The organism is Streptomyces sp. SDr-06, assembly GCF_003324565.1.
GTDB lineage: Bacteria > Actinomycetota > Actinomycetes > Streptomycetales > Streptomycetaceae > Streptomyces.
The window spans coordinates 135,182-160,461 of sequence record NZ_QOLA01000011.1; the positions used below are offsets into that span (position 1 = coordinate 135,182).

General features: G+C 70.3%; 23 protein-coding genes, 1 pseudogene and 1 riboswitch. Of the genes and pseudogenes, 12 read left to right on the top strand and 12 right to left on the bottom strand.

All coding sequences use genetic code 11. The features are described 5' to 3' along the window. Positions 1-81: 81 nt before the first annotated feature. Both DT019_RS22510 and DT019_RS22515 read left to right on the top strand, forming a co-directional pair. Positions 82-1,293, top strand: coding sequence for an MFS transporter (locus DT019_RS22510; protein ID WP_114038685.1), 1,212 nt, complete (start codon positions 82-84; stop codon positions 1,291-1,293). 35 nt (positions 1,294-1,328) lie between these two features. Then, entirely contained in the window at positions 1,329-1,760 is a 432-nt protein-coding gene (locus DT019_RS22515) for a GlcG/HbpS family heme-binding protein (RefSeq protein WP_114038686.1), read from the top strand. An 84-nt stretch (positions 1,761-1,844) separates the two neighbouring features. Here DT019_RS22515 and DT019_RS22520 read toward each other — a convergent pair whose 3' ends face one another. After that, a complete protein-coding gene (locus tag DT019_RS22520; protein WP_114038687.1) occupies positions 1,845-2,699 on the bottom strand; it encodes a GNAT family N-acetyltransferase in 855 nt (284 codons plus the stop codon). Positions 2,700-2,704: 5 nt separating this feature from the next. Next, positions 2,705-3,226, bottom strand: a complete 522-nt coding sequence (locus tag DT019_RS22525; RefSeq protein WP_114038688.1) for a DUF2269 domain-containing protein — start codon at positions 3,224-3,226, stop codon at positions 2,705-2,707. A gap of 131 nt (positions 3,227-3,357) precedes the next feature. Here DT019_RS22525 and DT019_RS22530 point away from each other — a divergent pair. Further along, positions 3,358-3,989, top strand: a pseudogene (locus tag DT019_RS22530) (HAD family hydrolase). 8 nt (positions 3,990-3,997) lie between these two features. Here DT019_RS22530 and DT019_RS22535 read toward each other — a convergent pair. From DT019_RS22535 to DT019_RS22555, 5 genes are all read right to left on the bottom strand, one after another. Continuing rightward, the gene (locus DT019_RS22535) at positions 3,998-4,480 is read right to left on the bottom strand and encodes an NUDIX domain-containing protein (RefSeq protein ID WP_114038690.1); all 483 of its coding nucleotides are present in this window, start codon (positions 4,478-4,480) and stop codon (positions 3,998-4,000) included. A 58-nt stretch (positions 4,481-4,538) separates the two neighbouring features. After that, complete coding sequence (locus DT019_RS22540; protein ID WP_114038691.1) at positions 4,539-5,435, bottom strand: LysR family transcriptional regulator; 897 nt, start codon at positions 5,433-5,435, stop codon at positions 4,539-4,541. A 217-nt stretch (positions 5,436-5,652) separates the two neighbouring features. Continuing rightward, positions 5,653-6,849: a cystathionine gamma-lyase gene (locus DT019_RS22545; RefSeq protein WP_411292723.1), complete on the bottom strand. Its 1,197-nt coding sequence runs from the start codon at positions 6,847-6,849 to the stop codon at positions 5,653-5,655. Further along, positions 6,774-7,211: a low molecular weight protein-tyrosine-phosphatase gene (locus DT019_RS22550; RefSeq protein WP_114038787.1), complete on the bottom strand. Its 438-nt coding sequence runs from the start codon at positions 7,209-7,211 to the stop codon at positions 6,774-6,776. The genes DT019_RS22545 and DT019_RS22550 overlap by 76 nt, the downstream gene beginning before the upstream one ends. A 60-nt stretch (positions 7,212-7,271) precedes the next feature. Further along, complete coding sequence (locus tag DT019_RS22555) at positions 7,272-7,652, bottom strand: phage holin family protein (RefSeq protein ID WP_114038693.1); 381 nt, start codon at positions 7,650-7,652, stop codon at positions 7,272-7,274. Positions 7,653-7,702: 50 nt separating this feature from the next. On the opposite strand from DT019_RS22555, the gene DT019_RS22560 reads away from it, so the two are divergent. From DT019_RS22560 to DT019_RS22575, 4 genes are all read left to right on the top strand, one after another. Beyond that, positions 7,703-8,020, top strand: coding sequence for a cupin domain-containing protein (locus DT019_RS22560; RefSeq protein ID WP_114038694.1), 318 nt, complete (start codon positions 7,703-7,705; stop codon positions 8,018-8,020). A gap of 162 nt (positions 8,021-8,182) precedes the next feature. Then, positions 8,183-8,404, top strand: a complete 222-nt coding sequence (locus tag DT019_RS22565) for a DUF5326 family protein (RefSeq protein ID WP_114038695.1) — start codon at positions 8,183-8,185, stop codon at positions 8,402-8,404. A gap of 310 nt (positions 8,405-8,714) precedes the next feature. After that, positions 8,715-9,485 carry an IclR family transcriptional regulator gene (locus DT019_RS22570; protein ID WP_114038696.1) on the top strand — a complete coding sequence of 257 codons (771 nt, stop codon included), beginning with the start codon at positions 8,715-8,717 and terminating at the stop codon, positions 9,483-9,485. A 101-nt stretch (positions 9,486-9,586) separates the two neighbouring features. Then, positions 9,587-10,021 (top strand): SsgA family sporulation/cell division regulator, encoded by a 435-nt coding sequence (locus DT019_RS22575; protein ID WP_114038697.1) that lies wholly within the window; start codon positions 9,587-9,589, stop codon positions 10,019-10,021. Positions 10,022-10,026: 5 nt separating this feature from the next. On the opposite strand, the gene DT019_RS22580 is transcribed toward DT019_RS22575, so the two are convergent. Beyond that, positions 10,027-11,373, bottom strand: a complete 1,347-nt coding sequence (locus DT019_RS22580; RefSeq protein ID WP_114038698.1) for a YibE/F family protein — start codon at positions 11,371-11,373, stop codon at positions 10,027-10,029. Between the two features lie 71 nt (positions 11,374-11,444). After that, a riboswitch (TPP riboswitch) is annotated at positions 11,445-11,579 on the top strand. Here DT019_RS22580 and thiC point away from each other — a divergent pair. Then, on the top strand, positions 11,572-13,350 hold the full coding sequence (gene thiC, locus DT019_RS22585; protein WP_114038699.1) for a phosphomethylpyrimidine synthase ThiC: 1,779 nt from the start codon (positions 11,572-11,574) through the stop codon (positions 13,348-13,350). Its footprint overlaps the riboswitch before it by 8 nt. 68 nt (positions 13,351-13,418) lie before the next feature. Here thiC and DT019_RS22590 read toward each other — a convergent pair whose 3' ends face one another. From DT019_RS22590 to DT019_RS22600, 3 genes are all read right to left on the bottom strand, one after another. Continuing rightward, complete coding sequence (locus tag DT019_RS22590) at positions 13,419-14,264, bottom strand: hypothetical protein (RefSeq protein WP_114038700.1); 846 nt, start codon at positions 14,262-14,264, stop codon at positions 13,419-13,421. Positions 14,265-14,436: 172 nt separating this feature from the next. Further along, entirely contained in the window at positions 14,437-15,594 is a 1,158-nt protein-coding gene (locus DT019_RS22595) for a metallophosphoesterase (RefSeq protein ID WP_114038788.1), read from the bottom strand. Between the two features lie 256 nt (positions 15,595-15,850). Continuing rightward, positions 15,851-16,981 (bottom strand): LacI family DNA-binding transcriptional regulator, encoded by a 1,131-nt coding sequence (locus tag DT019_RS22600; protein ID WP_114038701.1) that lies wholly within the window; start codon positions 16,979-16,981, stop codon positions 15,851-15,853. A 408-nt stretch (positions 16,982-17,389) separates the two neighbouring features. Between DT019_RS22600 and hisC the strand changes: the two genes are divergently transcribed. Further along, positions 17,390-18,469, top strand: a complete 1,080-nt coding sequence (gene hisC, locus DT019_RS22605) for a histidinol-phosphate transaminase (RefSeq protein ID WP_114038702.1) — start codon at positions 17,390-17,392, stop codon at positions 18,467-18,469. 30 nt (positions 18,470-18,499) lie between these two features. Here the strand turns inward: hisC and DT019_RS22610 are convergent, their stop codons facing one another. Continuing rightward, positions 18,500-18,880 carry a cyclophilin-like fold protein gene (locus DT019_RS22610; protein ID WP_114038703.1) on the bottom strand — a complete coding sequence of 127 codons (381 nt, stop codon included), beginning with the start codon at positions 18,878-18,880 and terminating at the stop codon, positions 18,500-18,502. Between the two features lie 253 nt (positions 18,881-19,133). On the opposite strand from DT019_RS22610, the gene DT019_RS22615 reads away from it, so the two are divergent. The 3 genes from DT019_RS22615 to cydD all read left to right on the top strand — a co-directional run bounded on the left by DT019_RS22615 (position 19,134) and on the right by cydD (position 25,270). Then, positions 19,134-20,642, top strand: a complete 1,509-nt coding sequence (locus DT019_RS22615; protein ID WP_114038704.1) for a cytochrome ubiquinol oxidase subunit I — start codon at positions 19,134-19,136, stop codon at positions 20,640-20,642. 17 nt (positions 20,643-20,659) lie between these two features. Further along, positions 20,660-21,661: a cytochrome d ubiquinol oxidase subunit II gene (gene cydB / locus DT019_RS22620; RefSeq protein WP_114038705.1), complete on the top strand. Its 1,002-nt coding sequence runs from the start codon at positions 20,660-20,662 to the stop codon at positions 21,659-21,661. A 93-nt stretch (positions 21,662-21,754) separates the two neighbouring features. Beyond that, positions 21,755-25,270: a thiol reductant ABC exporter subunit CydD gene (cydD, locus tag DT019_RS22625; protein ID WP_114038706.1), complete on the top strand. Its 3,516-nt coding sequence runs from the start codon at positions 21,755-21,757 to the stop codon at positions 25,268-25,270. Positions 25,271-25,280: the final 10 nt, after the last annotated feature.

A 25,280-nucleotide genomic window follows, 5' to 3' on the forward strand; every position in this document is an offset into this window, starting at 1 on the left:
GCCCGCGTTTGCAATTAACCAGCGTCTGCAATTATTGTGGACGCTCGTAAGGAGCTCACGCAATCTCTGGAAGGTCATCCCATGCCACTCGCGCTCCTAGCCCTCGCCATCGGGGCGTTCGGTATCGGCACCACAGAATTCGTGATCATGGGGCTGCTCCCCGAGGTCGCCGGAACCTTCGATGTCTCCATCCCCACCGCCGGATACCTGGTCAGCGGATACGCGGTCGGCGTGATGCTCGGTGCCCCGCTGATGACCATCCTGGGCACGAAGATCAGCCGCAAGCGGATGCTGATGCTGCTGATGGGGTTCTTCATCGTGGGCAACGTGCTCTCCGCGGCCGCGCCCGTCTTCGGGCTCATGCTGGCCGGGCGCGTCGTCGCCTCGCTCGCGCACGGCGCGTTCTTCGGTATCGGCTCCGTCGTCGCGGCGGACCTGGTTGCCCCCGAGAAGAAGGCCGGGGCGATCGCCATGATGTTCACCGGTCTCACTGTCGCCAATGTCGTGGGCGTGCCGATCGGTACGCTCGTCGGCCAGCAGGTCGGATGGCGCGCGACGTTCTACGTCGTCGCGGCGCTCGGTGTGGTGGGTCTGCTCGGCGTCGCCAAGCTCGTCCCGGACATGCCCAAGGCCGAGGGCGTGCGGCTGCGGCACGAGATCGCCGCGTTCCGGAACGTCCAGGTGCTGCTTGCCATGGCGATGACCGTGCTCGGCTTCGGCGGAGTGTTCGCCGCGATCACCTACATCACCCCGATGATGACCAACGTCGCCGGCTACGCGGACGCGTCCGTCACCTGGCTGCTCGTCCTCTTCGGTCTCGGCATGGTCGCCGGGAACCTCGTCGGCGGCCGGTTCGCCGACCGGGCACTGATGCCGCTGCTCTACGTGTCGCTGTCCGGACTCGCCCTCGTCCTGGCCCTGTTCACGGTGGCCGCCCACGACAAGGTCACGTCCGCTGTCATGGTCTTCCTCATCGGCGCCCTGGGTTTCGCGACCGTGCCCCCGCTGCAGAAGCGCGTGCTCGACCAGGCCTCCGGCGCTCCCACCCTGGCATCCGCCGTCAACATCGGTGCCTTCAACCTGGGCAACGCCCTCTCCGCCTGGCTCGGCGGCATCGTCATCGCGGCCGGTCTCGGTTACACCGCGCCCAACTGGGTCGGCGCGGCACTCGCCGCGTCGGCCGTGGCGCTCGCCTTCGTCTCCAGTGCGCTGGAGCGGCGCACGCGTGCGGGTGGCCGCGTCGTCGCGGGCGCCGCTCCCGAGCCGGTCCGTGTCACCGCCGCCCACCGCTGAATCAACTGTCCGGCACCATCAAGGAGTTACCTCTCATGAGCACCCCAGCCCTCGCCGTGTCCCCGCTCACCACCCAGGATGCGGAGACCCTCGTCGACGCGGCCCGCGCGGCCGCCGAGGCGGCCGGAGTCACCGTCGCGATCACGGTCCTCGACGCGGGAGGCCACCTGCTCGCCTTCCGCCGGGACGACCGGGCCGTACTGATAGCGGGAGAGACCAGCACCCGCAAGGCGTACACGGCGCTTCAGCTGAACGCCCCCACCGCCGACCTGGTGGACGCGGTCCAGCCAGGTGGGCTGTTCCACACCCTGCCGACCGCCCTCGACCGGCCGCTGCTGTTCATCGCGGGCGGCGTCCCCGTCCAAAGCGACGGCCGGCTGATCGGTGCGATCGGAGTCGGCGGGGGTGCCCCCGAGCAGGACCACGGTTTCGCGAGCGCGGCGGTGGAGGCCCTGGCCCGGCGTTGATCGCTTCTGGGGGCCGCCCTCACGTGCCTGCGGAATTAGGGCACATGGGGGCGGCCCAGGCCGTTCCTGCGGTAGGTGGCTCGGTCAGCCCGCTGCCACCGTCAGGGGCGCGAAGCGGCGGGTCCAGTCGCCGGGGAGCGCCGGGATGCCACGGGTCATCACCGCGTTGAAGCCGACCGGATCCATGCCGGAGGCCTTCAGCCAGTCCAGCAGCTCCTCGTGGCGTACATCCACATCCGTACGCAGCGGGCGGTCCGTGCCTGCCGCCAGCGAGGCCACCAGGGCCTTGGCTGTCTCCGTGTCGCGAGCGATCAGCGGGCCCACCACGTGCGTGTTCATATTGGGCCAGGCGGCCGCGAACCCGATCAGTCCGGTGGAGTCCTCCGCGACCCGGAGCTGGTCGCAGAAGGCCGGCAGGCGGGCGATCATGTGCGTGCGGTCCTGCCCGAAGACCTCGGTGTCCAGCCGCAGGATCCGGGACAGGTCGTCGGCGGTCGCCGGGCGGGTCGCCACCGTGGGGGCCGGGCCCGACGGCCGGAAGTGGCCCCTGACCATCTCGGCGCGGCCGGTCGTCTCGAAGCCCAGCTCCTCGTACAGCGGGCGCCCGTTCGGCGTCGCGTGGAGGGTGAGCGGAGTGCCCTCCAGCTCGCGCAGGACGTGCTTCATCAGACGGCGTCCGACACCCTGGCGCGCGAAGCGCTCGGCCACCAGAACCATGCCGATGGCCGCGAGACCGGGTCCGTACGAGGTGACGACGCAGGCGGTGACCAGGCCCTTGTCGTCCGGGGCGTCGATCCCGTAGCCGGTTCCCGCCGCGAGCAGAAGTCCCCACTTGTGCTCCTCGCGTGGCCAGCCCCGGTCCTCGGAGAGGTCGGCACACGCGATGAGGTCTTCGGTGGTCAGTCGGCGCAGGGGGAGCTCGGCGAGCGGTGAGGGCATGAGGGTCAGGTTGTCTGACGCACCTGCGCGGCGTCCACCACTTTCCGGTTCTCGGCACGGTGCTTCCGGCCACGCCGCGTCAGCCCCCAGGGCTTGAGCACGGAGATCGCCGTCATGAAGAAGTACGCACTGGAGGAGACGACCGGGGCGGCCACCAGGCTGGTGTCGGGCACTCCGGCCGCGACCGCGCTGTTGATCCCGGGCCGCAGCAAGAAGGCGGACAGGCAGAGCGTGATCAAGGTCAGCCAGAACTTGGTCCACACCCAGCGATGCCGGGCGAGCCCCCACCGGGTGCCCAGCGACAGCACCAGACCGGTGCTCAGCGTCAGTACGGCGATGGGCACCACGATCCAGTCGCCGAAGACCTTCATGGCGCGGTAGGCGGCCTCGGTCATGGCAGTGGAGTCCGTGGTGCAGGCGGTGATGCCCAGCGCGAGCAACCCGATGGTGAGGCCGAGCCAGCTCACCGACACCGCGACATGGGCCACGAGCCAGCCCCGACGGACGGGCCGCCGGAGATGTTTCACGTGAAACGGCGTGCGGCTCGTGCGGCCGAAAGCGGGGCGAGGGTCATGTTTCACGTGAAACAGACTGCCGAGGAGCACCGGGGCAGCGCGTCCGACAGGGGGAGTAACCCCGCGTACTAGCCTCGGCGTACATGGCGAGACTTCATCTCTTCGACCTCGACGGAACCCTCATACGGGGATCCGCCGCGCCGGTCGAGATATCCAGACAGCTCGGACTGCTCGACGAGATCGGCGAACTGGAGCGGGAGCTGTCCACGGCCGCATCGGGCCGCCCGAATACGCGGTGCGTGTGCACGGCCTGTGGTCCGGGTTGACCCCGGCGCATGTGGTGACCGCCTTCGACGCCGCCCCCTGGCTCACCGGCATCCAGGACGTCTGGCGGGACATCCGCGAGCGGGGTGACTACTGCGCCGTCATCTCGCTGTCCCCGTCCTTCTTCGTGGAGCGGCTGCTCGGCTGGGGCGTCCACGCCGCCCACGGCTCGCTCTTCCCCGACGTGCCGTTCACCCGGCCCGTTGACCTGACGGGAATCCTCACCCCGGCCGCCAAGGTCAGCGTCATGAACCGGCTGTGCGCCCAGTTCGGCGTAGCCGCCGACAGCTGTGTGGCGTACGGGGACTCGATGTCCGACGTGGACCTCTTCGGCGCGGTGCCCGTGTCGGTCGCGGTCAACGCGGACCACCACCTCGGGGGCCTGGCCACGCACACGTACACGGGCGGCGACCTGCGTGAGGCCTACGCGCTGGTGAGCGGCGGGGCCTGAGGGCCCGGCTACCCCAGGTCGGGAGCGTGCATGGCCCGCACGCCCTCGATGTTGCCGTCGAGGTAGTGCCGGAGGGACAGCGGCACGAGGTGCACCGCGGCGATTCCGACGCGGGTGAACGGGATGCGGACGATCTCGTACTCCCCGCACGGCTCCTCGATCTCGGGGCCGTGCCGCAGGGAGGGGTCCATGGATTCGAGGCGGCAGACGAAGAAGTGCTGCACCTTCACCCCGGTCGCGCCGCCGTCGGCGCCGATGTGCTCGACGGTGTCGACGAAGCAGGGCACCACATCGGTGATCTTCGCGCCGAGTTCCTCGTCCACCTCGCGGTGGAGGGCTTCGACGACGGTGGAGTCCTCGGGTTCGACGCCGCCACCGGGGGTGATCCAGTACGGATCCATGCCGGGCTTGGTGCGCTTGATCAGAATCAGGTCGTCACCGTCGAGCAGAACGGCTCGTGCGGTGCGCTTGACCACGGGACGTACGGTCATGGGAGAAATGTGGCCCGATGGAACCCCTGCGAAACGCCCGGGGCCTCCCCGCCGTTCCTCAGCCCCAGTCGACGGCGGCGCGCAGCAGCCATTCCTGCGCCCGCGCGATGTGCGCGATGCCGAGTGTGCCGGTGCGCACCGCCAGGAAGTAGGTGCGCAGCGGCGGCACGGGAGGGTCGAGGAGCGTCACCACCTCACCCTGCTCCAGGGCCGTCTCGCACAGGTAGCGCGGCAGCACCGCGAGGCCCGCACCAGCCGTCACCGCGGCGAGGACCGCCCGCAGGTCGGGGGCGATGACCGTGCCCGCAACGGCCGGTTTGGCGTCGAACACCGAGGCCCAGTAGCGCGTGACCAGGGGGAGCGACTCATGGACCTCCACCACCGGGATCGGCTCCAGGACGTGCGGACCGGCGTGCCGCAGGGCGCCCGGTCCGAGCCGTGCCGCCCAGCGCACCCCGGCGACCAGGACGTGTTCCTCGTCGCACAGCGGAGTCGAGCTCAGCAGCCGACCCCGCGGCCGGGCGGTGGCGATGGCCAGATCGTGGTGGCCGGCGGCCAGGCCCTCCAGGGTCTCCTCGGCACTGCCGAAGGTGGCCCGCAGCGCGAGGCCCTGCGGGACGAGCCGGGTGAGGGCGGGCAGAGCGCGCAGCGAGGTGAACTCGGGCGGCCCGGCCAGATGCAGGGTCCGCGGACCCTGCTCCTCGCGGAGACCGGAGTCGGTGATCTCGACGAGCGCGTCCAGGTGGGGCGCGGCCCGCTGGGCCAGCTCGTCGCCGATGGTCGTCGGGGTCACGCCGCGCGCCTGGCGCAGGAAGAGCGGGCGGCCCAACTGCCGCTCCAGGGTGCGTATCTGGCTGGTCACCGCGGGCTGCGAGAGCCCGAGCAGCGCGGCGGCCCGGGTGAAGGAGCCGGCCCGGTGCACGGTGACGAACGTACGCAGCAGGGCAAGGTTCATGCTGCCCTCCCGTCCTGAACTGCCTCACAACGTCCCCGGCCGGACACAACTATAAATATGTCGATAGGTCTCTGTCGCTACCGTGATTGGACACTGACGCAGAGTCAACTAGCCTTGTCCGAGCGGTTGTCCGTGCACGGAAACCGGGGCGGTCCGAGCCATGAGGGGGGAGGCTCGGACCGTCCGTCTTACGTAGTGGATGTGCTCCACACCGAAATCATCCGGCGGAAGCCGCCCGGTCCAGGGCGCGCTCCACATCGGCGATCAGATCCGGGGCGTCCTCCGCGCCGACCGAGAAGCGGATGAAGCCTTCCGCCACCGCGTCGCCTCCCCAGCGGCCGCGCCGCTCCGCCGTGGACCGCACCCCGCCGAAGCTGGTGGCGTCGTCGACGAGCCGCAGCGACTGAAGGAACCGCTCGGCGAAGGCACGGTCGGGCAGGTCGAAGGAGACCACACAGCCGAACCGCCGCATCTGCGCCGAGGCCAGGGCGTACGACGGGTCCGACGGCAGCCCCGGGTAGCGCAGCGCGGTCACCTCGGAGCGCTCGGCCAGCGCCTCGGCGAGCGCGAGGGCGGTCGCCGCCTGCCGGTCGACGCGCAACTGCAGCGTGGCCAGCGAGCGGTGGGCCAGCCACGCCTCCATGGGCCCCGGGATCGCCCCGACGACCTTGCGCCACGTGCGTACGCGTGCGGCGAGGCTTGGATCACGGCACACGACATAGCCGAGCAGAACATCGCCGTGCCCGGTCAGGCCCTTGGTGCCGCTGGCGACCGCGAAGTCCGCGCCGAGTTCCAGAGGACGCTGCCCGAGCGGTGTGGCCAGCGTGTTGTCGACCGCCACCAGCGCGCCCGCGTCGTGGGCGGCCCGCGTCAGCCGGCGTACGTCGCACACGTCGAGCCCCGGGTTGGAGGGCGTCTCGATCCACAGCAGCTTCGCGCCGTCCAGGTGCGCCAGTTGGGCATCACCGGCGGTCGGGGCGGTGCGCACCTCGATGCCGTACGCCTCCAGTTGCTCGCGGACCAGCGGCAGGGCCTGATAGCCGTCGTCCGGCAGGACCACCGTGTCTCCGGCGCGGGCCTGGGAGAGCAGCACGGCCGAGATCGCCGCCATCCCGGAGGCGAAGACGATCGCCTCGGCACTCTCGTCGGGGGACTCCAGCTCGGCGACGGCCCGCTCCAGATGGGTCCATGTCGGATTGGTGTCGCGACCGTAGGTGTAGGGACCGGTCGCCTCGCCGGGGAGGTGGAAGTGGGCGGCGAACACCGGCCCGGGCAGGGTGGGTTCGTAGGCCACCGGCTCGGGAAGCCCGGCGCGTACCGAACGAGTGCCGTCACCTGTCATGCCGCACGCTCCCTTTCGTCGCGGATGGCGTCGAGCAGCCCCTCGCTCGCCGCCTCCACCATCTCCAGGCATTCCTCGAAGCCTTCGCGCCCGCCGTAGTACGGATCGGGCACCTCCAGGTCTGCCACGGCACGGGGGTCGTAGGAGCGCAGCAGTCTCACCTTGGCGGCCTCGGCCGGGGTCGGTGCGAGGCGGCGCAGTTCCCGCAGGTGGCCCTCGTCCAGGGCGATCACGAGATCGAGCCGGGCGAACCAGGAAGCGCGGAACTGCCGTGCCGTGTGGGACGTTTCATAACCGTGCTCGTCCAGCACCGAGACGGTGCGCGGGTCGGCCGGGTCGCCTTCGTGCCAGCCTCCGGTCCCCGCGCTCTCCGCCTCGACCAGGCCCGCGAGCCCGGCCTCGGCAACCCGGGCCCGGAAGACGGATTCGGCCATCGGCGAGCGGCAGATGTTGCCCGTGCAGACGAAGCAGACGTAATAGGGGGTGGCCAACGCTCAGTCCTTGCCGTCGGGGAGTACGACGTGCATCGCCCAGGACACGATCGAGATGATCAGGGCGCCGAGCACGGCGGTCCAGAATCCCTCGACGTGGAAGCTGAGGTCGAGCTTGTCGGCGAGCCAGGAGGTCAGCAGCAGCATCAACGCATTGATCACCAGGGTGATCAGGCCGAGCGTGAGGATGAAGAGGGGGAACGACAGGAACTTCACCACGGGCTTCACGACGAAATTCACCACGCCGAAGACCAGGGCGACGAGTATCAGCGTCAGCGCCTTCTTGCCGGTGTTGTCCCCGGTGAGGGTGATGTTCTTCACCAGCCAGATGGCCACCGCGAGGGCGGCCGCGTTGGCGATCGTCTTGACTACGAAATTCTTCATGGGTCTGATCGTGGCAGACCTGATCGACACGAGCGCAGGGGCAGAGAGCGATGAAACATTTCCGGCTCGACGAGTTGGAGGCGGAACGGGCCGCCAACGACGGTGCGTATCTCCAGTTCCTGCGGGAGCGGAACATGTCGGCGGGGCTGTATGCCCTCGACGCGGGCGCGCACGACTCGCAGTCGCCGCACGCACAGGACGAGATCTACTTCGTGGTGAGCGGCCGCGCCTCGATCACCGTGGGCCTGGAGACGACGCAGATCGCGCGCGGCAGCGTGGTCTACGTGCCGGCCGGGGTGGCGCACAAGTTCCACCACATCACGGAGGATCTGAGGGTTCTGGTCGTCTTCTCTCCGCCTGAGAGCTGAGGGTCGTCCCCGATTCTCCCTAGGGGTGCGGTCAGGGGAGTTCAAGGGCTGCGAGGGCCCCGCCCGGTGCCCCCTCGCCCCTAGCATCGAGAGTGTCGAGAGCACGGAACTCGCGAACTGACGGAAACCCGCCAGGAAAACTGACAGAAAGAGGTAAGGACGATGGCCGCACGGGAGATATTCGCGGGGATGCCCTGGTGGGTGAAGTGGGTCGCCGTGCCCGTCATCGCCCTGGTCGTGTTCGGCGGTCTGATCGCCAGCGTGGTCGGCTTCCTGTTCGGGCTGCTCTTCAAGGTCCTGGTCTTCGTGGCCCTGGTCGGCGGTCTGATCTACGTCGTGCGGAGGTTCATGTCCTCCTCGTCCTCCTCGCACAGCGACTGGTAGCGGGGCCCGGGCGGAACATGTGATTCCGCCCGGAGCCCGCACCGGGCCCGGACAAGGGACCGGGCCGACGCGGCGCGCCGCGTCCAGGGCGTACGGGGATTAGCCCGGCCGGGGGAACGGACCTGGCTGAACCCCCTTCCTCCACGAGGGCGGCCATTAGAGTGGCAAGCCTCTGCCGCCCCTTGGGAACCACGGGTCCTGACCGGACCCGGCCACCGGCCCGTGACGCCGACCCCGGGTCCGCGGCGGCCGCGCGGGGGTGGCCCCCGCGGGCGGGCGGGTTGCCCGTCAGCACGCCTGGGGGTGACCTGTGGCCACGGCTTCGAACACCGCCGTCCCTACCCTGATCGGCTCGGTCCAGCGCGCCCTGCGCCTGCTTGAGGCCGTGGGCTCCCACCGGGACGGTGCGCCCGCCAAACAGCTGGCGCGCGAGGCGGGACTGCCGCTCCCCACCGCCTACCACCTGCTGCGGACCCTGACCCATGAGGGTTATCTGCGGCGCGAGAACGGGGTGTTCGTCCTCGGCGCGGCGGCCGAGCGGCTGGCGGACGGCGGAGCTCTGCAGAATCGTCGCAGCAAGATCACTGATGCGCTCGTCCGCTGGCGGGACTCCATCGGGGTGCCCGTCTACTTCGCCGTCTACCGTGAGGGTGAGATCGAGATCGCCGGGGTTGCCGACACCCCGGCCGCGCCCGCCGTCGAGGAGTGGGCCGACTTCCGCGAGACCGGCCACGCCCACGCGATCGGCCAGTGCCTGCTCAGCCAGCTCGACGAGCGCACCCGCGAGGACTACCTGGACCGGCATCCGGTCGAGGCGATCACCCCCTACACCGTGCGGGACCGACGGGCCCTCGCGGAACGGCTGGCCGCTACGGAGCGTATGCAACCCGTGATCGAACGGCAGGAGTACGCCCTGGGCACCGTCTGCGCCGCCATCCCCATCACGGCCGGCTCCAGCGCCGCGACCATGGCCATTTCCGTCCCCCTCCACCAGGAAGAACGGTTGCTGCCCGCGATCGAGCAACTGCGTGGTGAAGTGGGCGGCCTGCTCCGTTCGGTCGCGTTCTCTATCAGTATCTGAAATATCACTCCTTGTGATCTGCTAGCGCTTCCAGCACGATGGTGTCAAGAGGGCCATGGGGGATCATTCCTGGCCAGTTCAGCTACAGCGGGGTACGTGCGATGCGTGAAGCGGTTCAGGCAGAAGTGATGATGAACTTCCTCGTCTCCGAGGAGCTTTCCTTCCGGATCCCGGTGGAGCTGACGTATGAGGCGACGGATCCGTACGCGGTGCGCATGACCTTCCATCTTCCCGGGGACGCGCCCGTCACCTGGGCCTTCGGCCGCGAGCTGCTGCTCGACGGCATCAACAGGCCCGCCGGGGACGGGGATGTGCGGGTCGAGCCCGCCGACCCCGAGATGCTCTCCGACGTGCACATCCGCCTCCAGGTGGGCGGCGACCGGGCCCTCTTCCGAGCCGGCGCGGCCCCCCTGGTGGCCTTCCTCGACCGCACCGACAAGCTCGTTCCGCTCGGCCAGGAGTGGACGCTCGGCGAGTTCGGCGAGCACCTGGAGGACGCGCTCGGGCGCATCCTCGCGGAGGAGAACGCCGGCTGACCCGCCTACTTCTTGCGGCGGCGGCCGCCCCCGCCGCGCACCAGGCCGGGTCGCGGCGCCGGGCGGGCCCCGGAGGCGGGCCGGTCCGCGGAGACCACCAGGGCGGCCAGTGCGGTCGTGAGCGGAACGGAGGCGACCAGTCCGATCGATCCGACCAGCGTGCGGACGATCTCCTCGGCGACCAGCTCGCTGTTGGCCACCGTGCCCACGCTGCTCTGCGCGATCGAGAACAGCAGCAACAGCGGGAGGGCCGCGCCCGCGTAGGCGAGCACCAGGGTGTTCACCACCGACGCGATGTGGTCGCGGCCGATCCGGATGCCCGCCCGGTACAGGCCGCGCGGGCCCATCGTCGGGTTCGCGTCGTGCAGCTCCCAGACCGCCGAGGTCTGGGTGACCGTCACGTCGTCGAGGACGCCGAGCGAGCCGATGATGACGCCGGCCAGCAGCAGCCCGGACATGTCGATGTTCGGGTAGAGGCCGTGGATCAGACCGGTGTTGTCGTCGGTGTTGCCGGTGAGCGAGGCCCAGCCGATGAACAGCGAGCCGAGCAGCCCGATCAGCATCAGCGAGGCGAGGGTGCCGAGGACGGCGACCGAGGTGCGCGCCGAGAGACCGTGACACATGTAGAGCGCGATCAGCATGATCGCGCTCGCCCCGACCACCGCCACGAGCAGCGGGTTGGAGCCCTGCAGGACCGCCGGGAGGATGAACAGGGTCAGCACGGCGAACGAGACCACCAGGGCGATCAGCGCCATCACCCCGCGCAGCCGGCCGACGACCACGACGGCGAGCGCGAAGATCCCGGCGAGCAGCGCCATGGGGAACCGGCGGTTCACATCGCTCACCGAATACTGCAGGTCATGGGGTGCGTCGGGGGCGTACGCGACGATCACACCCTGGCCCGCGTGGAGCTGGCGCGGGGAGTCGGGCTGGACGATCTCGGTGAAGGTGCGGCCCTTCTCCTTGCCCGAGGTGACCTCGACGGTGGCCTTGCCGCACAGGCCCCGCTGGGCGTTCCTGGCCTGCTGGCCCTCGGCCGTGGACGTGTCGCCGTTCGACGGAGTCTGACCGGCGTTGACCGTCTTGCAGTCGACCTTGTCCACACTGAGGACCTTGGCCTGCTGGGTCTGGCGGTCGAAGCCGACGCCGGTGCGCTGGTGGGGCGGGGCGCCGCCCGGCCACAGCACCACGAGCCCCACAAGTACCGCTGTGGAGAAAGGAATCAGCACAGCGGCGATGACTTTGCGCAGGTGCTTCGACACCGGTGCGGCGGGGCCGTGGCCGTGCGAGTGGCCATGCCCGTGGCCGTGTCCACCGTGCTGGTGCGGAGGGTGCGGTTCTGGTGAGGTCACCGCCCGATCATCGCAAGAACGGAGGGGGCCCTCTGTTCAGCGCGCCAGTGATGACGCTAGCGTGGTGACACCTTTGCACACGCGGGAGCTCGGAGCACCGGGCTGAGAGGGCGCTGAAATCCGTACGAACCGTACGGAAGAGGCTGCGCCGACCGCCGAACCTGTTACCGGGTAATGCCGGCGTAGGGAGTAGGTCTCATGACCGTTCAGGACGCACGCACGCCTGCCTCCAGCACTGAGGAGAGCGGGAAGTCCATCGGCTGGCACAAGGGGTACGTGGAGGGTTCGCGCCCCGACCTCAAGGTGCCGGTCCGCCAGGTGCACCTCACCAACGGCACGTCCGTGACGCTGTACGACACCTCGGGTCCGTACACCGATCCGCACGTCGAGACCGACGTCCGCCGTGGCCTCGCCCCCCTCCGGGAGAACTGGATCATCGGGCGCGGCGACACCGAGGAGTACGCGGGCCGTCCGGTCCGCCCCGAGGACGACGGCATCAAGCACACCTCGCCGCGCGGGGGCCTCAAGAACCTCGACGCCGTCTTCCCGGGCCGCCCGCGCCAGCCCCGCCGGGGCCGCGGCGGCCAGGCCGTCACCCAGCTCGCGTACGCGCGGCGCGGCGAGATCACACCGGAGATGGAGTACGTCGCGATCCGCGAGAACGTCTCCCCCGAGGTGGTCCGCGAGGAGATCGCGGCGGGCCGCGCGGTGCTGCCCGCCAACATCAACCACCCCGAGATCGAGCCGATGATCATCGGCAAGCGGTTCCTGGTGAAGGTCAACGCCAACATCGGGAACAGCGCGGTCACCTCCTCCATCGAGGAGGAGGTGGACAAGATGACGTGGGCCACGCAGTGGGGCGCGGACACGGTCATGGACCTCTCCACCGGCCGCAACATCCACACCACCCGCGAGTGGGTGCTGCGCAACTCCCCCGTGCCCATCGGCACCGTCCCGCTCTACCAGGCCCTGGAGAAGGTCGACGGCCGCGCCGAGGAACTGACCTGGGACATCTACAAGGACACGGTCATCGAGCAGGCCGAGCAGGGCGTCGACTACATGACGGTCCACGCCGGCGTGCTGCTGCGCTACGTGCCGCTGACCGCCCGCCGCAAGACCGGCATCGTCTCGCGCGGCGGCTCGATCATGGCCGCCTGGTGCCTGGCGCACCACAAGGAGTCGTTCCTGTACGAGAACTTCGAGGAGCTCTGCGAGATCCTCGCGGCGTACGACGTGACGTACTCGCTCGGCGACGGCCTGCGTCCCGGCTCCATCGCGGACGCCAACGACGAGGCGCAGTTCGCCGAGTTGCGCACGCTCGGGGAACTCAACACGATCGCCAAGCGTCACAACGTACAGACGATGATCGAGGGCCCGGGACACGTCCCGATGCACAAGATCAAGGAGAACATCGACCTCCAGCAGGAGATCTGCGAGGAGGCCCCGTTCTACACCCTGGGGCCGCTGACCACCGATGTGGCGCCCGCCTACGACCACATCACCTCCGGCATCGGCGCGGCGATGATCGCCTGGTGGGGCACCGCGATGCTCTGCTACGTCACGCCCAAGGAGCACCTCGGCCTGCCCAACCGTGACGACGTGAAGACCGGCGTCATCACCTACAAGATCGCCGCCCACGCGGCGGACCTGGCCAAGGGGCACCCGGGCGCGCAGGAGTGGGACGACGCGCTCTCGGACGCCCGGTTCGAGTTCCGCTGGGAGGACCAGTTCAACCTGGCCCTCGACCCGGACACCGCCCGGGAGTTCCACGACGAGACGCTGCCCGCGGAGCCGGCCAAGACCGCGCACTTCTGCTCGATGTGCGGTCCGAAGTTCTGCTCGATGAAGATCTCCCAGGACATCCGGCGCGAGCACGGCGGCGACCTGAAGTCCGAGGAGATCGAGGCCGGGATGGCGGAGAAGTCCCGGGAGTTCGCGGACGCGGGCAACCGGGTCTATCTGCCGATCGCGGACTGAGACGGTGCGGTACGCGCGCTGTTCCGGGCGCCCGGGGCTTCCGGGACAGCGCACGGCCTGCTGCCCGCTCAGTCCGGCTGGTGCTCGGGTCCGCCGAAGTCGGGGCTGGTGAAGTCCGGGCTGGTGAAGCTCGGGTGGCTGGTGGGGGAGGCGCCCTCGTCGGGGCTGTCGAAGCCGGGCCGGTCATAGCCGAGGGTGGGGATGCGGCCGATCGGGCGGCGCGGGGCCGGTGCGCCGGGGTCCACGCTCGGGTCGGCCAGCGCGTCGCGCAGGAACGGGTAGATGCCGCGTTCCAGCAGGGCGTGGCGCCAGGCCTCGCGGGCGCGGGCGAACTCCTGGGTGCGCTCGTCCGGGGCGTCCGCCTCGCTGTCCTCGTCGATGGCCACCACCTGGGTCGCGCCGTTGCGCACCGCGGTGATCAGCAGTCCGACGGCGGCGGCCAGGATCGCGGCGGCGGTCAGCGCGCCGAAGAACCAGCCCGCCGTCAGCATCGTGTCGGCGAAGGCCGGCACCGGGTTGAGCATCTTCAGGATGTAGCCGACCAGCAGGAAGATCGCGGCGGCGGTTCCCGCGAGCACCGGGGCGAGCACGGCGACGACCGCGCCGACGCCCGCGCCCGAGGGCTCCAGCGGTACGCCCTCGGCGGGTGCCAGGACGGAGTCGTGCGCGGTGCCGGTGCTGGGCGCGCGCAGCTCTTCGCGCGCCTTGACGTAGTTCTCGTACTCGGCGGCCGCCCGCTCGGTGACGAACGTGCCGGCGGCGAGCACCATGGTGCGCAGCTGCACGGCGTTGAGGCGGTCGCCGATACCGGACAGCTCGGGCCGTTCATGCGCGGTGCGCAGTGCCTCGTCGAGGATCCGCTCGAACTCCGGGCGGTCCTCGGTGAGCAGGTGCGGAGCGCTGTTCATGTGCATCCCCCGATGCTCCGTAGGGCCGGGAAGCCCGCCTGGTGAACGGGCAGTTGGCGGAAACGGAGGAGAGCCTGCTACGGATAACCCGATGGTAGAGCCGCTACGGCACGGGGTGACAGGGTGTTTCCGGAAATGGCATACCCGGCGCTTTGCAGAAGGCCTTCCCGGTCAACCGTCACCCATGCAGCGGCAGTTGCTGGACCAGCAGCTTTCCGGCCATGGTCACGCCGCCGTCCATGGCGATGGCAAGACCGTCGGCGTAGACGTGGGGTCCCTCGACCACCGGTCGCGAGTCCTCCTCGCCGTCCTCGGTGCCGACCTCGCCGAGCAGATACGGAATGGGGCTGTGCCCGTGCACCACGCGCTGCCCGCCGTACGCCGCGAGCAGCTCGCGGGCGGCCTGCGGGCCGGAGTCGTCCCGGAACGCGAAGCGCTTGGTGAACTTGCGGAACAGGTCCCAGCACTCGTCGGCGTCGTTGCGGTTGAGGATGGCGTGGACGGTGTCGTTGACGGCCTCGATGGAGTCGCCGTACTCCAGATAGGCGGTCGTGTCGGAGTGCATCAGGAGGTGGTCGTCCTCCTGCTCGATCGCGTCGAGCCGGGACATCCACTGCAGGTGTACGTCCTGGAGCCGGTCCATGTCGGCCTTCTGGCCGCCGTTGAGCAGCCAGGCGGCCTGGAAGGTGGCCGTGCCCGCCCCGGAGTTGACCGGGGTGTCGGCGAACCGCTTGGCGCCGATGAGCAGCAGCTCGTGGTTGCCCATGAGGGCCTTGCAGTACCCGCCGGCGGCCGCGGCCTCGGCGGAGAGTCGCATGACCAGGTCGATGACGCCGATGCCGTCGGGGCCCCGGTCGGTGAAGTCGCCGAGGAACCAGAGGCGGGCGGTGCCCGCGGCCCAGTGGCCGGACTCGTCGATGAGCCCCTGGGCGCGCAGGGCGGCCAGGAGTTCGTCGAGATAGCCGTGGACGTCGCCGACGACGTACAGCGGGCCGGGCCCCTCGGACACCTCGGACGCGGCGAGGGGCTCGACCGTCGGCAGCTGGACGGTGTCCCCCCGGTGGATCACCGGGAGGTCGCGGGCGGTCGGCGTGTAGCCCTCGGGGGGCTCGTCATCCGAATAGGTGGTCACGCCGGGCGCCGGAGCGGACGCGAGGGGCATGGGCGCCTCCGGGTGACCGACGGGCGGCTCCTGGCGGAAGACGTGCACCGCGGGATCCGGATGCGCGACCGGTTCCTCCGGCGGTGGCACGGGGGTCTGTTGCGCGTACGGCGGCACCCGGAAGTCACGCAACGTCTCCGTCCGCACGGGTCCCTGACCGGCCCCCTGAGTCATCGACCCCTCCACCACCGTCGCGCCGCCGTACACCGTGGGAGCCGCCAGGTCGGGCGGGGCTCCGTGGTGTCGTGCGCCCATCATAGGAATGCGCCTCATGGTGTGTGACGCACCAGGGGTGGTCAATCCGGGTGCGAGGGACCTTCTCGGGGGCTTATGTCCTCTATGTGATGGTCCAGTCCAGGCCGAAGTCCGCCGTTCGGGCCGTTGTGGAGTCATCCGTGTCCCGGCCGGGGGTCAGTGCCCGGCCGGGAGTTCACTCCTTGTTGGGGCCTGCCTGGTCCTTGGCCGGGGAGCGGGGCGGGCTGACCGTGGTGCGTGCCGGGCGCCGCTGGGACGACGTCCGCACGATCAGTTCGGTCGGTATCACCTGCTCGATCGGGTGACCGTTGTCGATCCCCTCGATCGCGTCGATGAGGAGCTGGACCACCGCCGTGCCGATGCGCCGCGGTTTGAGCGAGAGGGTGGTGATGGGCGGTTCGGTGGTGGCGTACACCGTCGACTCGCTGCAGCACACGAGGAGCAGGTCCTCGGGCACCCGCAGGCCGTAGCGCCGGGCGGCCGCGAGCAGGTCGGTGCCGTTGGGGTCGAAGAGTCCGTAGACGGCGTCTGGCCGGTCCGGGCGGGCGAGCAGCCGGTCGGCTGCGACGGCACCCGCACAGGGGTCGTGGGCCGGGTAGGACTCGTACACCGGATCCTGGCCGACGCGTTCGCACCAGCTCAGATAGGCCTCGGTGGAGAGCCGGGTGTAGGTGTCGGTGGTGGTTCCGGTGAGCAGGCCGATCCGGCGGGCGCCGGCGGCGGCGAGATGGTCGAGGAGGTCGAGTACGGCGGCCTCGTGGTCGTTGTCCACCCAGGCCGTGACGGGCAGGGAGCCCGCCGGGCGGCCGTCGGAGACGACCGGAAGGCCCTGGCGCACGAGTTCGCTGACGACGGGGTCCTGGTCGGAGGGGTCGATGACGACGGTGCCGTCGAGGGCGACGTTCGACCAGACGTCCGCCGGGCTGCGGCGTGAGGTGGCGGGCAGGATGACGAGGGCGTAGCCGCGGGCCAGCGCGGCGGAGGTCGCGGCTCTGGCCATCTCGGCGAAGTACGCGAATTCGGTGAAGGTGAAAGGTTCATCCCCGTAGGTCGTCACGGTCAGGCCGATGAGGCCCGACTTTCCGGTACGGAGCGTGCGGGCCGCTGCGGATGGGCGGTAGCCCAGCCGGTCTGCGACCTCGCGGACGTGGCGGCGGGTGGCGTCGGGGAGCCGGCCCTTGCCGTTGAGCGCGTCGGAGACGGTCGTGATGGAGACACCGGCGGCGGCGGCCACGTCCCGAATGCCCGCCCGCCCCAGCCGGCGACCGGTCGACCGGCTCACCTGGTGCTTCCCTGCTGCTGTCATGGCGAGCCGATAGTAGGGCGATGACGGGCGGTTGGCCCGGGTGCATATGCACGCGTTGACAGGCACGATTCTGCATGATCGTTAATGGTCAATGGCCTTGATATGCAAGGAAGTTGGGCGTCATGGCGTTGTGGTGACGCTTGTCGACCCATGGGCGGCTGACAACTGTCCGATGTTTCGAAGAGGTCTCAACTCACCTTCACGGGTGATGCGCGCCACGGCGCGAGCCACCGGCGCGTGGGCGCCCGAGGAGCGCTCCCCCCTTCTCGTACGCCCGCCGGGAACCGGTTCCCGTCCCCTATTCGCAGGGAGGCCGAATCCTCATAAGGTGAGGAGTATTGGATGTGTACGGAGCTGTCCGCGGCGGCGGGCACGGCCCCTGCACGGAACGGTCGAGGAGGACCCGCGGTGAGCGAGACGAGCCCCAAGCTGCGCGCCGAGCTGGACAGCATCCCCACCTACAAGCCCGGCAAGCCCGCGGCGTCGGATGGTCCGGCCGCCTACAAGCTCTCCTCGAACGAGAACCCCTACCCGCCGCTCCCGGGCGTGCTGGAGAGCGCGATGGCGGCCGCGGGGAACTTCAACCGGTACCCGGACATGGCGTGCACCGGATTGATGAACGAGCTCGCCGAGCGTTTCGGGGTCCCGCTGTCGCACCTGGCCACCGGCACCGGCTCGGTGGGCGTGGCCCAGTCGCTGATCCAGTCCACCTCCGGCCCCGGTGACGAGGTCATCTACGCCTGGCGCTCCTTCGAGGCGTACCCGATCATCACCCAGATCAGTGGAGCGACGTCCGTCCAGGTGCCGCTGACCCCCGGCGAGGTGCACGACCTCGACGCGATGGCCGACGCGATCACCGACCGGACGCGGCTGATCTTCGTCTGCAACCCGAACAACCCGACGGGCACGGTGGTGCGCCGGGCCGAGCTGGAGCGGTTCCTGGACCGGGTGCCCTCGGACGTCCTGGTGGTGCTCGACGAGGCGTACCGGGAGTTCATCCGCGACGTCGAGGTGCCGGACGGCCTCGAGATCTACCGCGACCGGCCGAACGTGGCGGTCCTGCGCACCTTCTCCAAGGCGTACGGGCTCGCGGGGCTGCGGGTCGGCTTCGCCGTGGCGCACGAGCGGGTCGCCGCGGCGCTGCGCAAGACCGCCGTGCCCTTCGGTGTCAGCCAGCTGGCCCAGGAGGCGGCGATCGCCTCGCTGCGTGCCGAGGACGAACTGATGGGCCGCGTCGGCACGTTGGTGTGCGAGCGGCAGCGGGTGTCCGAGGGCCTGGCGCAGCAGGGCTGGACCGTGCCCGAGACGCAGGCGAACTTCGTCTGGCTGCGCCTCGGGGAGCGCACGGTCGACTTCGCCGCGGCGTGCGAGGCGGCGGGCGTGGTGGTCCGCCCGTTCGCGGGTGAGGGCGTGCGCGTCACGATCGGCGAGAGCGAGGCCAACGACCTGTTCCTCAAGGTCGCCGAGGGCTTCCGCAAGCAGGCCTGACGCGCCTCCACGGGCATCCGGGGCGGCGTCTCAGAGCGCGTCGACCCGGATCGGGTCGCCGGAGCGGACCGTGGCGAGCAGCCGGGGGTCGCCGTCGATCCGGCCGAGGACGTTGCACGGGCTCGCGAGCCGGCACTCCTCGCCGCGGGAGATGGGCGTGGGGCCGTAGGGCAGCGCGAGCGCGTCGCCGTCGGTCCAGAACGCCACTGTGCCCGGCTCCACGACCTGCCGGGCGTCCGCCTCCCTGGCGGGGGAGACGGGGGTGTCGAAGTAGACCTCCTCGCCCCAGGTGTGGGCGGTGGAGGTGATCGGGAGGGCCTCCGCGAGCGCCTGGCTCGTGGAGGTCTCTTCGAGCGTCGCGGTGAGGCTGCCCGCGGGCCATGAGATGCGTATGCGCAGCTGGTTCTCCATGGCGCCGAATTCAACAATATGTTGAAAGCCTTGGGAAGAGGCTGTTCATGTTCGCCCGTGGGTCGCCCGTGGGTCGCCCGTGGTTCGCCCGCACCCGCAAAAGGGACCCCCCTGAACGCCCTCGACAGTCAGTGCGACATAATGCTTGTGAATGTGAACGCGTTCACAAGCGTGGCCCGCTTCGTCCCATGATCGGGGGGATTGAGGGGGCAAGCTGCGGCTGTGACCACGGCGATGTAAGGAGAGTGCCGACGTGGACCTGGCTCTGGCGCCGGAGACCCTGGCGCGATGGCAGTTCGGTATCACCACCGTCTACCACTTCCTCTTCGTCCCCCTGACGATCTCGCTGGCCGCGCTCGTCGCGGGCCTGGAGACCGCCTGGGTGCGAACGGGGAAGGACAAGTACCTCAAGGCGACCAAGTTCTGGGGCAAGCTCTTTCTGATCAACATCGCGATGGGTGTGGTCACGGGCATCGTCCAGGAATTCCAGTTCGGCATGAACTGGTCCGACTACTCCAGGTTCGTCGGTGACGTCTTCGGCGCCCCGCTCGCCTTCGAGGCGCTCATCGCCTTCTTCTTCGAGTCCACCTTCATCGGGCTCTGGATCTTCGGCTGGGACAAGCTGCCGAAGAAGATCCACTGCGCCTGCATCTGGCTGGTCTCGATCGGCACCATCCTGTCCGCCTACTTCATCCTGGCGGCCAACTCCTGGATGCAGCACCCGGTCGGCTACAAGCTCAACAAGGCCACCGGGCGCGCGGAGCTCACCGACTTCTGGCACGTCCTGACCCAGGACACCACCCTGGTCGTCGTCTTCCACACGCTGACCGCGGCCTTCCTCACCGGCGGCGCGTTCATGGTCGGCGTGGCCGCCATCCACCTGCGCCGCAAGAAGCACATCCCGGTGATGCGTACGTCGCTGCGGCTCGGCCTGGTCACGCTGGTGATCGGCGGGCTGCTCACGGCCGTCAGCGGCGACTCGCTCGGCAAGGTCATGTTCAAGCAGCAGCCGATGAAGATGGCCGCCGCTGAGGCGCTGTGGGACGGCCAGAACTCCGCGCCCTTCTCGATCTTCGCCGTCGGCGACGTGGCCAAGGGCCACAACGACGTCGAGATCTCGGTGCCCGGAATACTGTCCTTCCTCGCCGACAACGACTTCTCCTCCTACGTCCCCGGCATCAACGACGTGAACAAGGCGGAGCAGCAGAAGTTCGGGCCCGGCGACTACCGGCCGAACATCCCGGTCACGTTCTGGGGCTTCCGCTGGATGATCGGCTTCGGCATGACGTCCTTCGTCATCGGCCTGGTGGGCCTGTGGCTCACCCGGAAGAAGTTCATGCTGGCTCCGGGGATGCGGACCGGTGAGGACGAGGTGCCGAATCTGGTGCTCTTCAAGAGCACGGCACTCGGCACCCGACTGACCAAGTGGTACTGGTTCTTCGCCGTCTGGACGCTCGGCTTCCCGCTGATCGCCAACTCGTGGGGCTGGATCTTCACCGAGATGGGCCGTCAGCCGTGGGTCGTGTACGGCGTCCTGCGCACCAAGGACGCGGTCTCCCCCACGGTCTCGCAGGGCGAGGTCCTCACCTCGATGATCGTCTTCACGCTGCTGTACGCCGTGCTCGCCGTGGTCGAGGTCAAGCTGCTGGTCAAGTACGTCAAGGCCGGGCCGCCCGAGCTCACCGAAGCCGACCTCAACCCGCCCACCAAGATCGGCGGGGACGACCACGACCCCGACCGGCCGATGGCCTTCTCGTACTGAGCTGAGGAGATCGAGGCATGGAACTCCACGACGTCTGGTTCGTACTCATCGCCGTCCTGTGGATCGGCTACTTCTTCCTGGAGGGATTCGACTTCGGAATCGGCATCCTGACGAAGTTGCTGGCCCGGGACCGCACCGAGAAGCGCGTCCTGATCAACACCATCGGCCCCGTCTGGGACGGCAACGAGGTGTGGTTGCTCACCGCCGGCGGAGCGACCTTCGCCGCCTTCCCCGAGTGGTACGCGACGCTCTTCTCCGGCTTCTACCTGCCGCTGTTGATCATCCTGGTCTGCCTGATCGTCCGCGGTGTCGCCTTCGAGTACCGGGCGAAGCGGCCGGAGGAGAAGTGGCAGCGCAACTGGGAGCAGGCCATCTTCTGGACCTCGCTCATCCCGGCGTTCCTCTGGGGCGTGGCCTTCGCCAACATCACGCGCGGCGTGAAGATCGACGCGCACATGGAGTACGTGGGCACCTTCTGGGATCTGCTCAACCCGTTCTCGATCCTGGGCGGCCTGGTCACGCTCTTCCTGTTCACCTTCCACGGCGCGGTGTTCGCCTCGCTCAAGACGCTCGGGGACATCCGCGAGCGGGCCCGGGCGCTGGCGCTCAAGCTGGGTCTGGCGACGGCCGTGCTCGCGCTCGGCTTCCTGATCTGGACGCAGGCCTCGCGCGGGGACACGAAGAGCCTGGTCGCGATGGCCGTTGCCGTACTCGCGCTGGTCGGGGCGATCGCGGCCATCAAGATCGGGCGGGAGGGCTGGTCGTTCGCGCTGTCGGGCGTCACGATCGCGGCCGCGGTGGCGATGCTCTTCCTGACGCTCTTCCCGAACGTCATGCCGTCCTCGCTGAACGACGCCTGGAACCTCACGGTCTCCAACGCCTCGTCCAGCCCGTACACACTGAAGATCATGACCTGGTGTGCGGGGATCGCGACCCCGGTCGTGCTCCTCTACCAGGGCTGGACCTACTGGGTGTTCCGCAAGCGGATCGGCACGAAGAACATCGCCGACGCGCACTGACCCTCCGGGTCCCCACGCTCCAGGGGGGTGTGTTTCACGTGAAACACACCCCTCCGGGCCCGCTCTGATCCTTCCGGTTGGGGGATGTTTCACGTGAAACCGATCGACCCGCGTCTGCTCCGGTACGCCCGCGCCACCCGGTTCTTCCTCGCCGTGGTGGTGGCCCTCGGTCTGGTCGGGGCCGGGCTGATCGTCGCCCAGGCCATGCTCATCGCCGACATCGTCGTGGGCGCGTTCCAGCACGGCTACGACGCGGCCGGTCTGCGGGCGCCGCTCCTGTACCTGGCGGCGGTCGCGGTCGGGCGGGGCCTGGTCTCCTGGCTGACCGAGCTCGCCGCGCACCGGGCGAGCGCGGCGGTCAAGTCGGAACTGCGGGGCAGGCTCCTGGAGCGGGCGGCCGGACTCGGCCCCGAGTGGCTGAGCGGCCGGCGCACGGGGTCGCTGGTCGCACTCGCCACCCGCGGTGTCGACGCGCTCGACGACTACTTCGCGCGCTACCTCCCGCAACTGGGCCTCGCCATCGTGGTGCCGGTGGCGGTGCTCGCGCGCATCGTCACCGAGGACTGGGTGTCCGCGGCCACGATCGTCATCACTCTGCCGCTCATCCCGCTGTTCATGATCCTCATCGGCTGGGCCACCCAGTCGCAGATGGACCGCCAGTGGCGGCTGTTGTCCCGACTGTCGGGGCACTTCCTCGACGTGGTCGCCGGGCTGCCCACGCTCAAGGTGTTCGGGCGGGCCAAGGCCCAGGCCGAGTCGATCAGGACGATCACCGCCGAATACCGCCGGGCGACCCTGAAGACCCTGCGGATCGCCTTCATCTCGTCCTTCGCACTGGAACTGCTCGCGACGATCTCGGTGGCGCTGGTCGCGGTCGGCATCGGTATGCGCCTGGTCCACGGCGACCTCGACCTCTACACCGGACTGGTGATCCTGATCCTGGCCCCGGAGGCCTACCTGCCGCTGCGCCAGGTCGGGGCGCAGTACCACGCGGCGGCGGAGGGGCTCTCGGCCGCGGAGGAGATCTTCGAGGTCCTGGAGACCCCGCTGCCCGAGACCGGCACGGGCGAGGTGCCCGCCGGTCCCGTCCGCATCGAGATCGATGCCGTGACCGTGCGCCACCCCGGACGTACGGAGCCCTCCCTGGCCGCCGCCTCCCTCGTGGTGGAGCCGGGCGAGACGGTGGCGCTGACCGGGCCCAGCGGCGCCGGGAAGTCCACGCTCCTCAACGCGGTGCTCGGCTTCGTGGCCCCCGAGGACGGCGGCCGGGTCCTCGTCTCGGGGGCGGACCTCTCCACGCTCTCCCTCGCTCACTGGCGCGAGCGGATCGCCTGGGTGCCGCAACGTCCGCACCTCTTCGCGGGATCCGTCGCGGAGAACGTCCGCCTCGCCCGCCCGGACGCTTCCGACGCGGCCGTGCTCGACGCGCTGCGCGCCGCGGGCGCGGACGACTTCGTGGGCGCGCTGCCGGACGGCGCGGCCACGCTCCTGGGCGAGGACGGCGCCGGCCTCTCGGCCGGGCAGCGCCAACGTCTCGCCCTGGCCCGGGCCTTCCTGGCGGACCGTCCGGTGCTGCTGCTCGACGAACCGACGGCCGCCCTCGACGGTGAGACCGAGGCGGGCATCGTCGACGCGGTGCGCAGGCTGGCGGTCGGCCGTACGGTCCTGCTCGTCGTGCACCGCCCCGCGCTGCTGGCGGTCGCGGACCGGGTGATGGAGCTGCGGCCCGCCGAGGCGCCGACCCGAGGCCCGGCGCGAGAAGCACTCTCCCCCGCACCAAGTACCAAGGAAATGCCGCCGGTTGAGGGTCCCGTCGTGGTCACGGCCGGGGCGGGCCTCCCGGCCGCCCGCAAGCCGCTCGCCCGGGTCCGTGCCGCGGCCCGTGGACTGCGCGGCCGCCTCGCCCTCGCCCTGCTGCTCGGCGCGCTGGCGCTCGGCTCGGCCGTGGGGCTCATGGCCACCTCCGGCTGGCTCATCTCACGCGCGTCCCAGCAGCCGCCGGTGCTCTATCTGATGGTGGCCGTCACCGCGACCCGGGCCTTCGGCATCGGCCGCGCCGTGTTCCGCTACGCCGAACGCCTCGTCTCGCACGATGCCGTGCTGCGGATGCTGGCCGAACTGCGGGTCGCGGTCTACCGGAGGCTCGAGCGCATCGCGCCCGCCGGCCTGCGCACGACCCGGCGCGGCGACCTGCTCTCCCGCCTCGTCGCCGATGTGGACGAACTCCAGGACTACTGGCTGCGCTGGGCCCTGCCGGCCGGGGTCGCCGTCGTCGTCTCCGTCCTCAGCGCCGCGTTCACCGCGTGGCTGCTGCCCGAGGCCGGTGCCGTCCTCGCCGCGGGACTCCTCGTCGCCGGGGTCGTGGTGCCGTTCGTCAGCGGAGCCCTGGCACGACGGGCCGAGCAGCAGCTGGCCCCGGCCCGCGGGACGCTCGCCACCCGGGTGGCCGATCTGCTCACCGGAACCGGCGAGCTGACGGTGGCAGGTGCCCTCGGCCGCCGTACCCGTGACGTGAGCGACGCCGACTCGTGGCTGACCCGGATCGCCTCGCGGGGCGCCGCCGCCACCGCGCTCGGCGGCGGGCTCTCCGCGCTGGTCTGCGGTCTCACCGTGGCCGCCGCCGCGCTGGTCGGCGCGCAGGCGGTCGCGGCCGGCCGACTCGACGGGGTGCAGCTGGCGGTGGTCGTGCTGGTTCCGCTCGCGGCCTTCGAGGCCGTCACCGGGCTGCCGCTCGCCGTGCAGTCCCGTCAGCGGGTCCGGCGCAGCGCGGAACGCGTCTACGAGGTGCTCGACGCCCCCGCCCCCGTACAGGAGCCGGACGCGCCGCTCACCGCGCCCGCCTCGCCGTTCCCGCTGGAGCTGCGAGGTCTCAGCGCCCGGTACGCCGGGCAGCGGCGGGACGCGCTGCACGACTTCGGGCTGCGCCTCACCGAGGGAACGCGGGTCGCCGTCGTCGGGACCTCGGGATCCGGCAAGACCACGCTCGCCCAGGTGCTGCTCCGCTTCCTGGACGCCAAGGAGGGCACGTACGAGATCGGCGGGAGCGACGCGAGCCGGCTCGACGGCGACGACGTGCGGCGGCTCGTCGGGCTGTGCGCCCAGGACGCCCACCTCTTCGACAGCTCCGTACGGGAGAACCTGCGGCTGGCCCGCACCGACGCGACCGACGAGGAACTGCGCGCCGCCCTGCGGCGGGCCCGGCTCCTGGACTGGGTGGACGGGCTGCCCGAGGGACTCGGCACCCTCGTCGGCGAGCACGGCGCCCGGCTCTCCGGTGGCCAGCGCCAGCGGCTCGCGCTGGCCCGCGCCCTGCTCGCCGACTTCCCGGTAATGGTCCTCGACGAGCCCGCCGAGCATCTGGATCTCGCGACCGCCGACGCGCTCACCGCCGACCTCCTGGAAGCCACCGAAGGCCGTACGACCGTGCTGATCACCCACCGGCTGCGCGGCCTTGAAGCCGTCGACGAGGTGGTGGTGCTCGACGAGGGCCGGACCGTGCAGCGCGGCGCCTACGACGATCTCGCACTGGTCGACGGGCCGCTGCGGCGCATGCTGGAGAGGGAGCGGGAGACCGAGGCCGCGCAGTACCCGACTTTCCTCGCCAAATAGGACTAACTAG

Bases quoted from the DNA above. Each gene is read 5' to 3' on its own strand.
- DT019_RS22510 (WP_114038685.1), top strand. From the start codon at position 82: ATGCCACTCGCGCTCCTAGCCCTCGCCATCGGGGCGTTCGGTATCGGC.
- DT019_RS22610 (WP_114038703.1), bottom strand. From the start codon at position 18,880: ATGGAGAACCAGCTGCGCATACGCATCTCATGGCCCGCGGGCAGCCTC.
- DT019_RS22565 (WP_114038695.1), top strand. From the start codon at position 8,183: ATGGCCGCACGGGAGATATTCGCGGGGATGCCCTGGTGGGTGAAGTGG.
- DT019_RS22590 (WP_114038700.1), bottom strand. From the start codon at position 14,264: ATGCACATGAACAGCGCTCCGCACCTGCTCACCGAGGACCGCCCGGAG.
- DT019_RS22545 (WP_411292723.1), bottom strand. From the start codon at position 6,849: ATGCCTGGAGATGGTGGAGGCGGCGAGCGAGGGGCTGCTCGACGCCAT.
- DT019_RS22575 (WP_114038697.1), top strand. From the start codon at position 9,587: ATGCGTGAAGCGGTTCAGGCAGAAGTGATGATGAACTTCCTCGTCTCC.
- DT019_RS22555 (WP_114038693.1), bottom strand. From the start codon at position 7,652: ATGAAGAATTTCGTAGTCAAGACGATCGCCAACGCGGCCGCCCTCGCG.
- DT019_RS22520 (WP_114038687.1), bottom strand. From the start codon at position 2,699: ATGCCCTCACCGCTCGCCGAGCTCCCCCTGCGCCGACTGACCACCGAA.
- DT019_RS22560 (WP_114038694.1), top strand. From the start codon at position 7,703: ATGAAACATTTCCGGCTCGACGAGTTGGAGGCGGAACGGGCCGCCAAC.
- DT019_RS22540 (WP_114038691.1), bottom strand. From the start codon at position 5,435: ATGAACCTTGCCCTGCTGCGTACGTTCGTCACCGTGCACCGGGCCGGC.
- DT019_RS22535 (WP_114038690.1), bottom strand. From the start codon at position 4,480: ATGACCGTACGTCCCGTGGTCAAGCGCACCGCACGAGCCGTTCTGCTC.
- thiC (WP_114038699.1), top strand. From the start codon at position 11,572: ATGACCGTTCAGGACGCACGCACGCCTGCCTCCAGCACTGAGGAGAGC.
- cydB (WP_114038705.1), top strand. From the start codon at position 20,660: ATGGAACTCCACGACGTCTGGTTCGTACTCATCGCCGTCCTGTGGATC.
- DT019_RS22595 (WP_114038788.1), bottom strand. From the start codon at position 15,594: ATGACTCAGGGGGCCGGTCAGGGACCCGTGCGGACGGAGACGTTGCGT.
- DT019_RS22515 (WP_114038686.1), top strand. From the start codon at position 1,329: ATGAGCACCCCAGCCCTCGCCGTGTCCCCGCTCACCACCCAGGATGCG.
- DT019_RS22600 (WP_114038701.1), bottom strand. From the start codon at position 16,981: ATGACAGCAGCAGGGAAGCACCAGGTGAGCCGGTCGACCGGTCGCCGG.
- DT019_RS22550 (WP_114038787.1), bottom strand. From the start codon at position 7,211: ATGGCCGAATCCGTCTTCCGGGCCCGGGTTGCCGAGGCCGGGCTCGCG.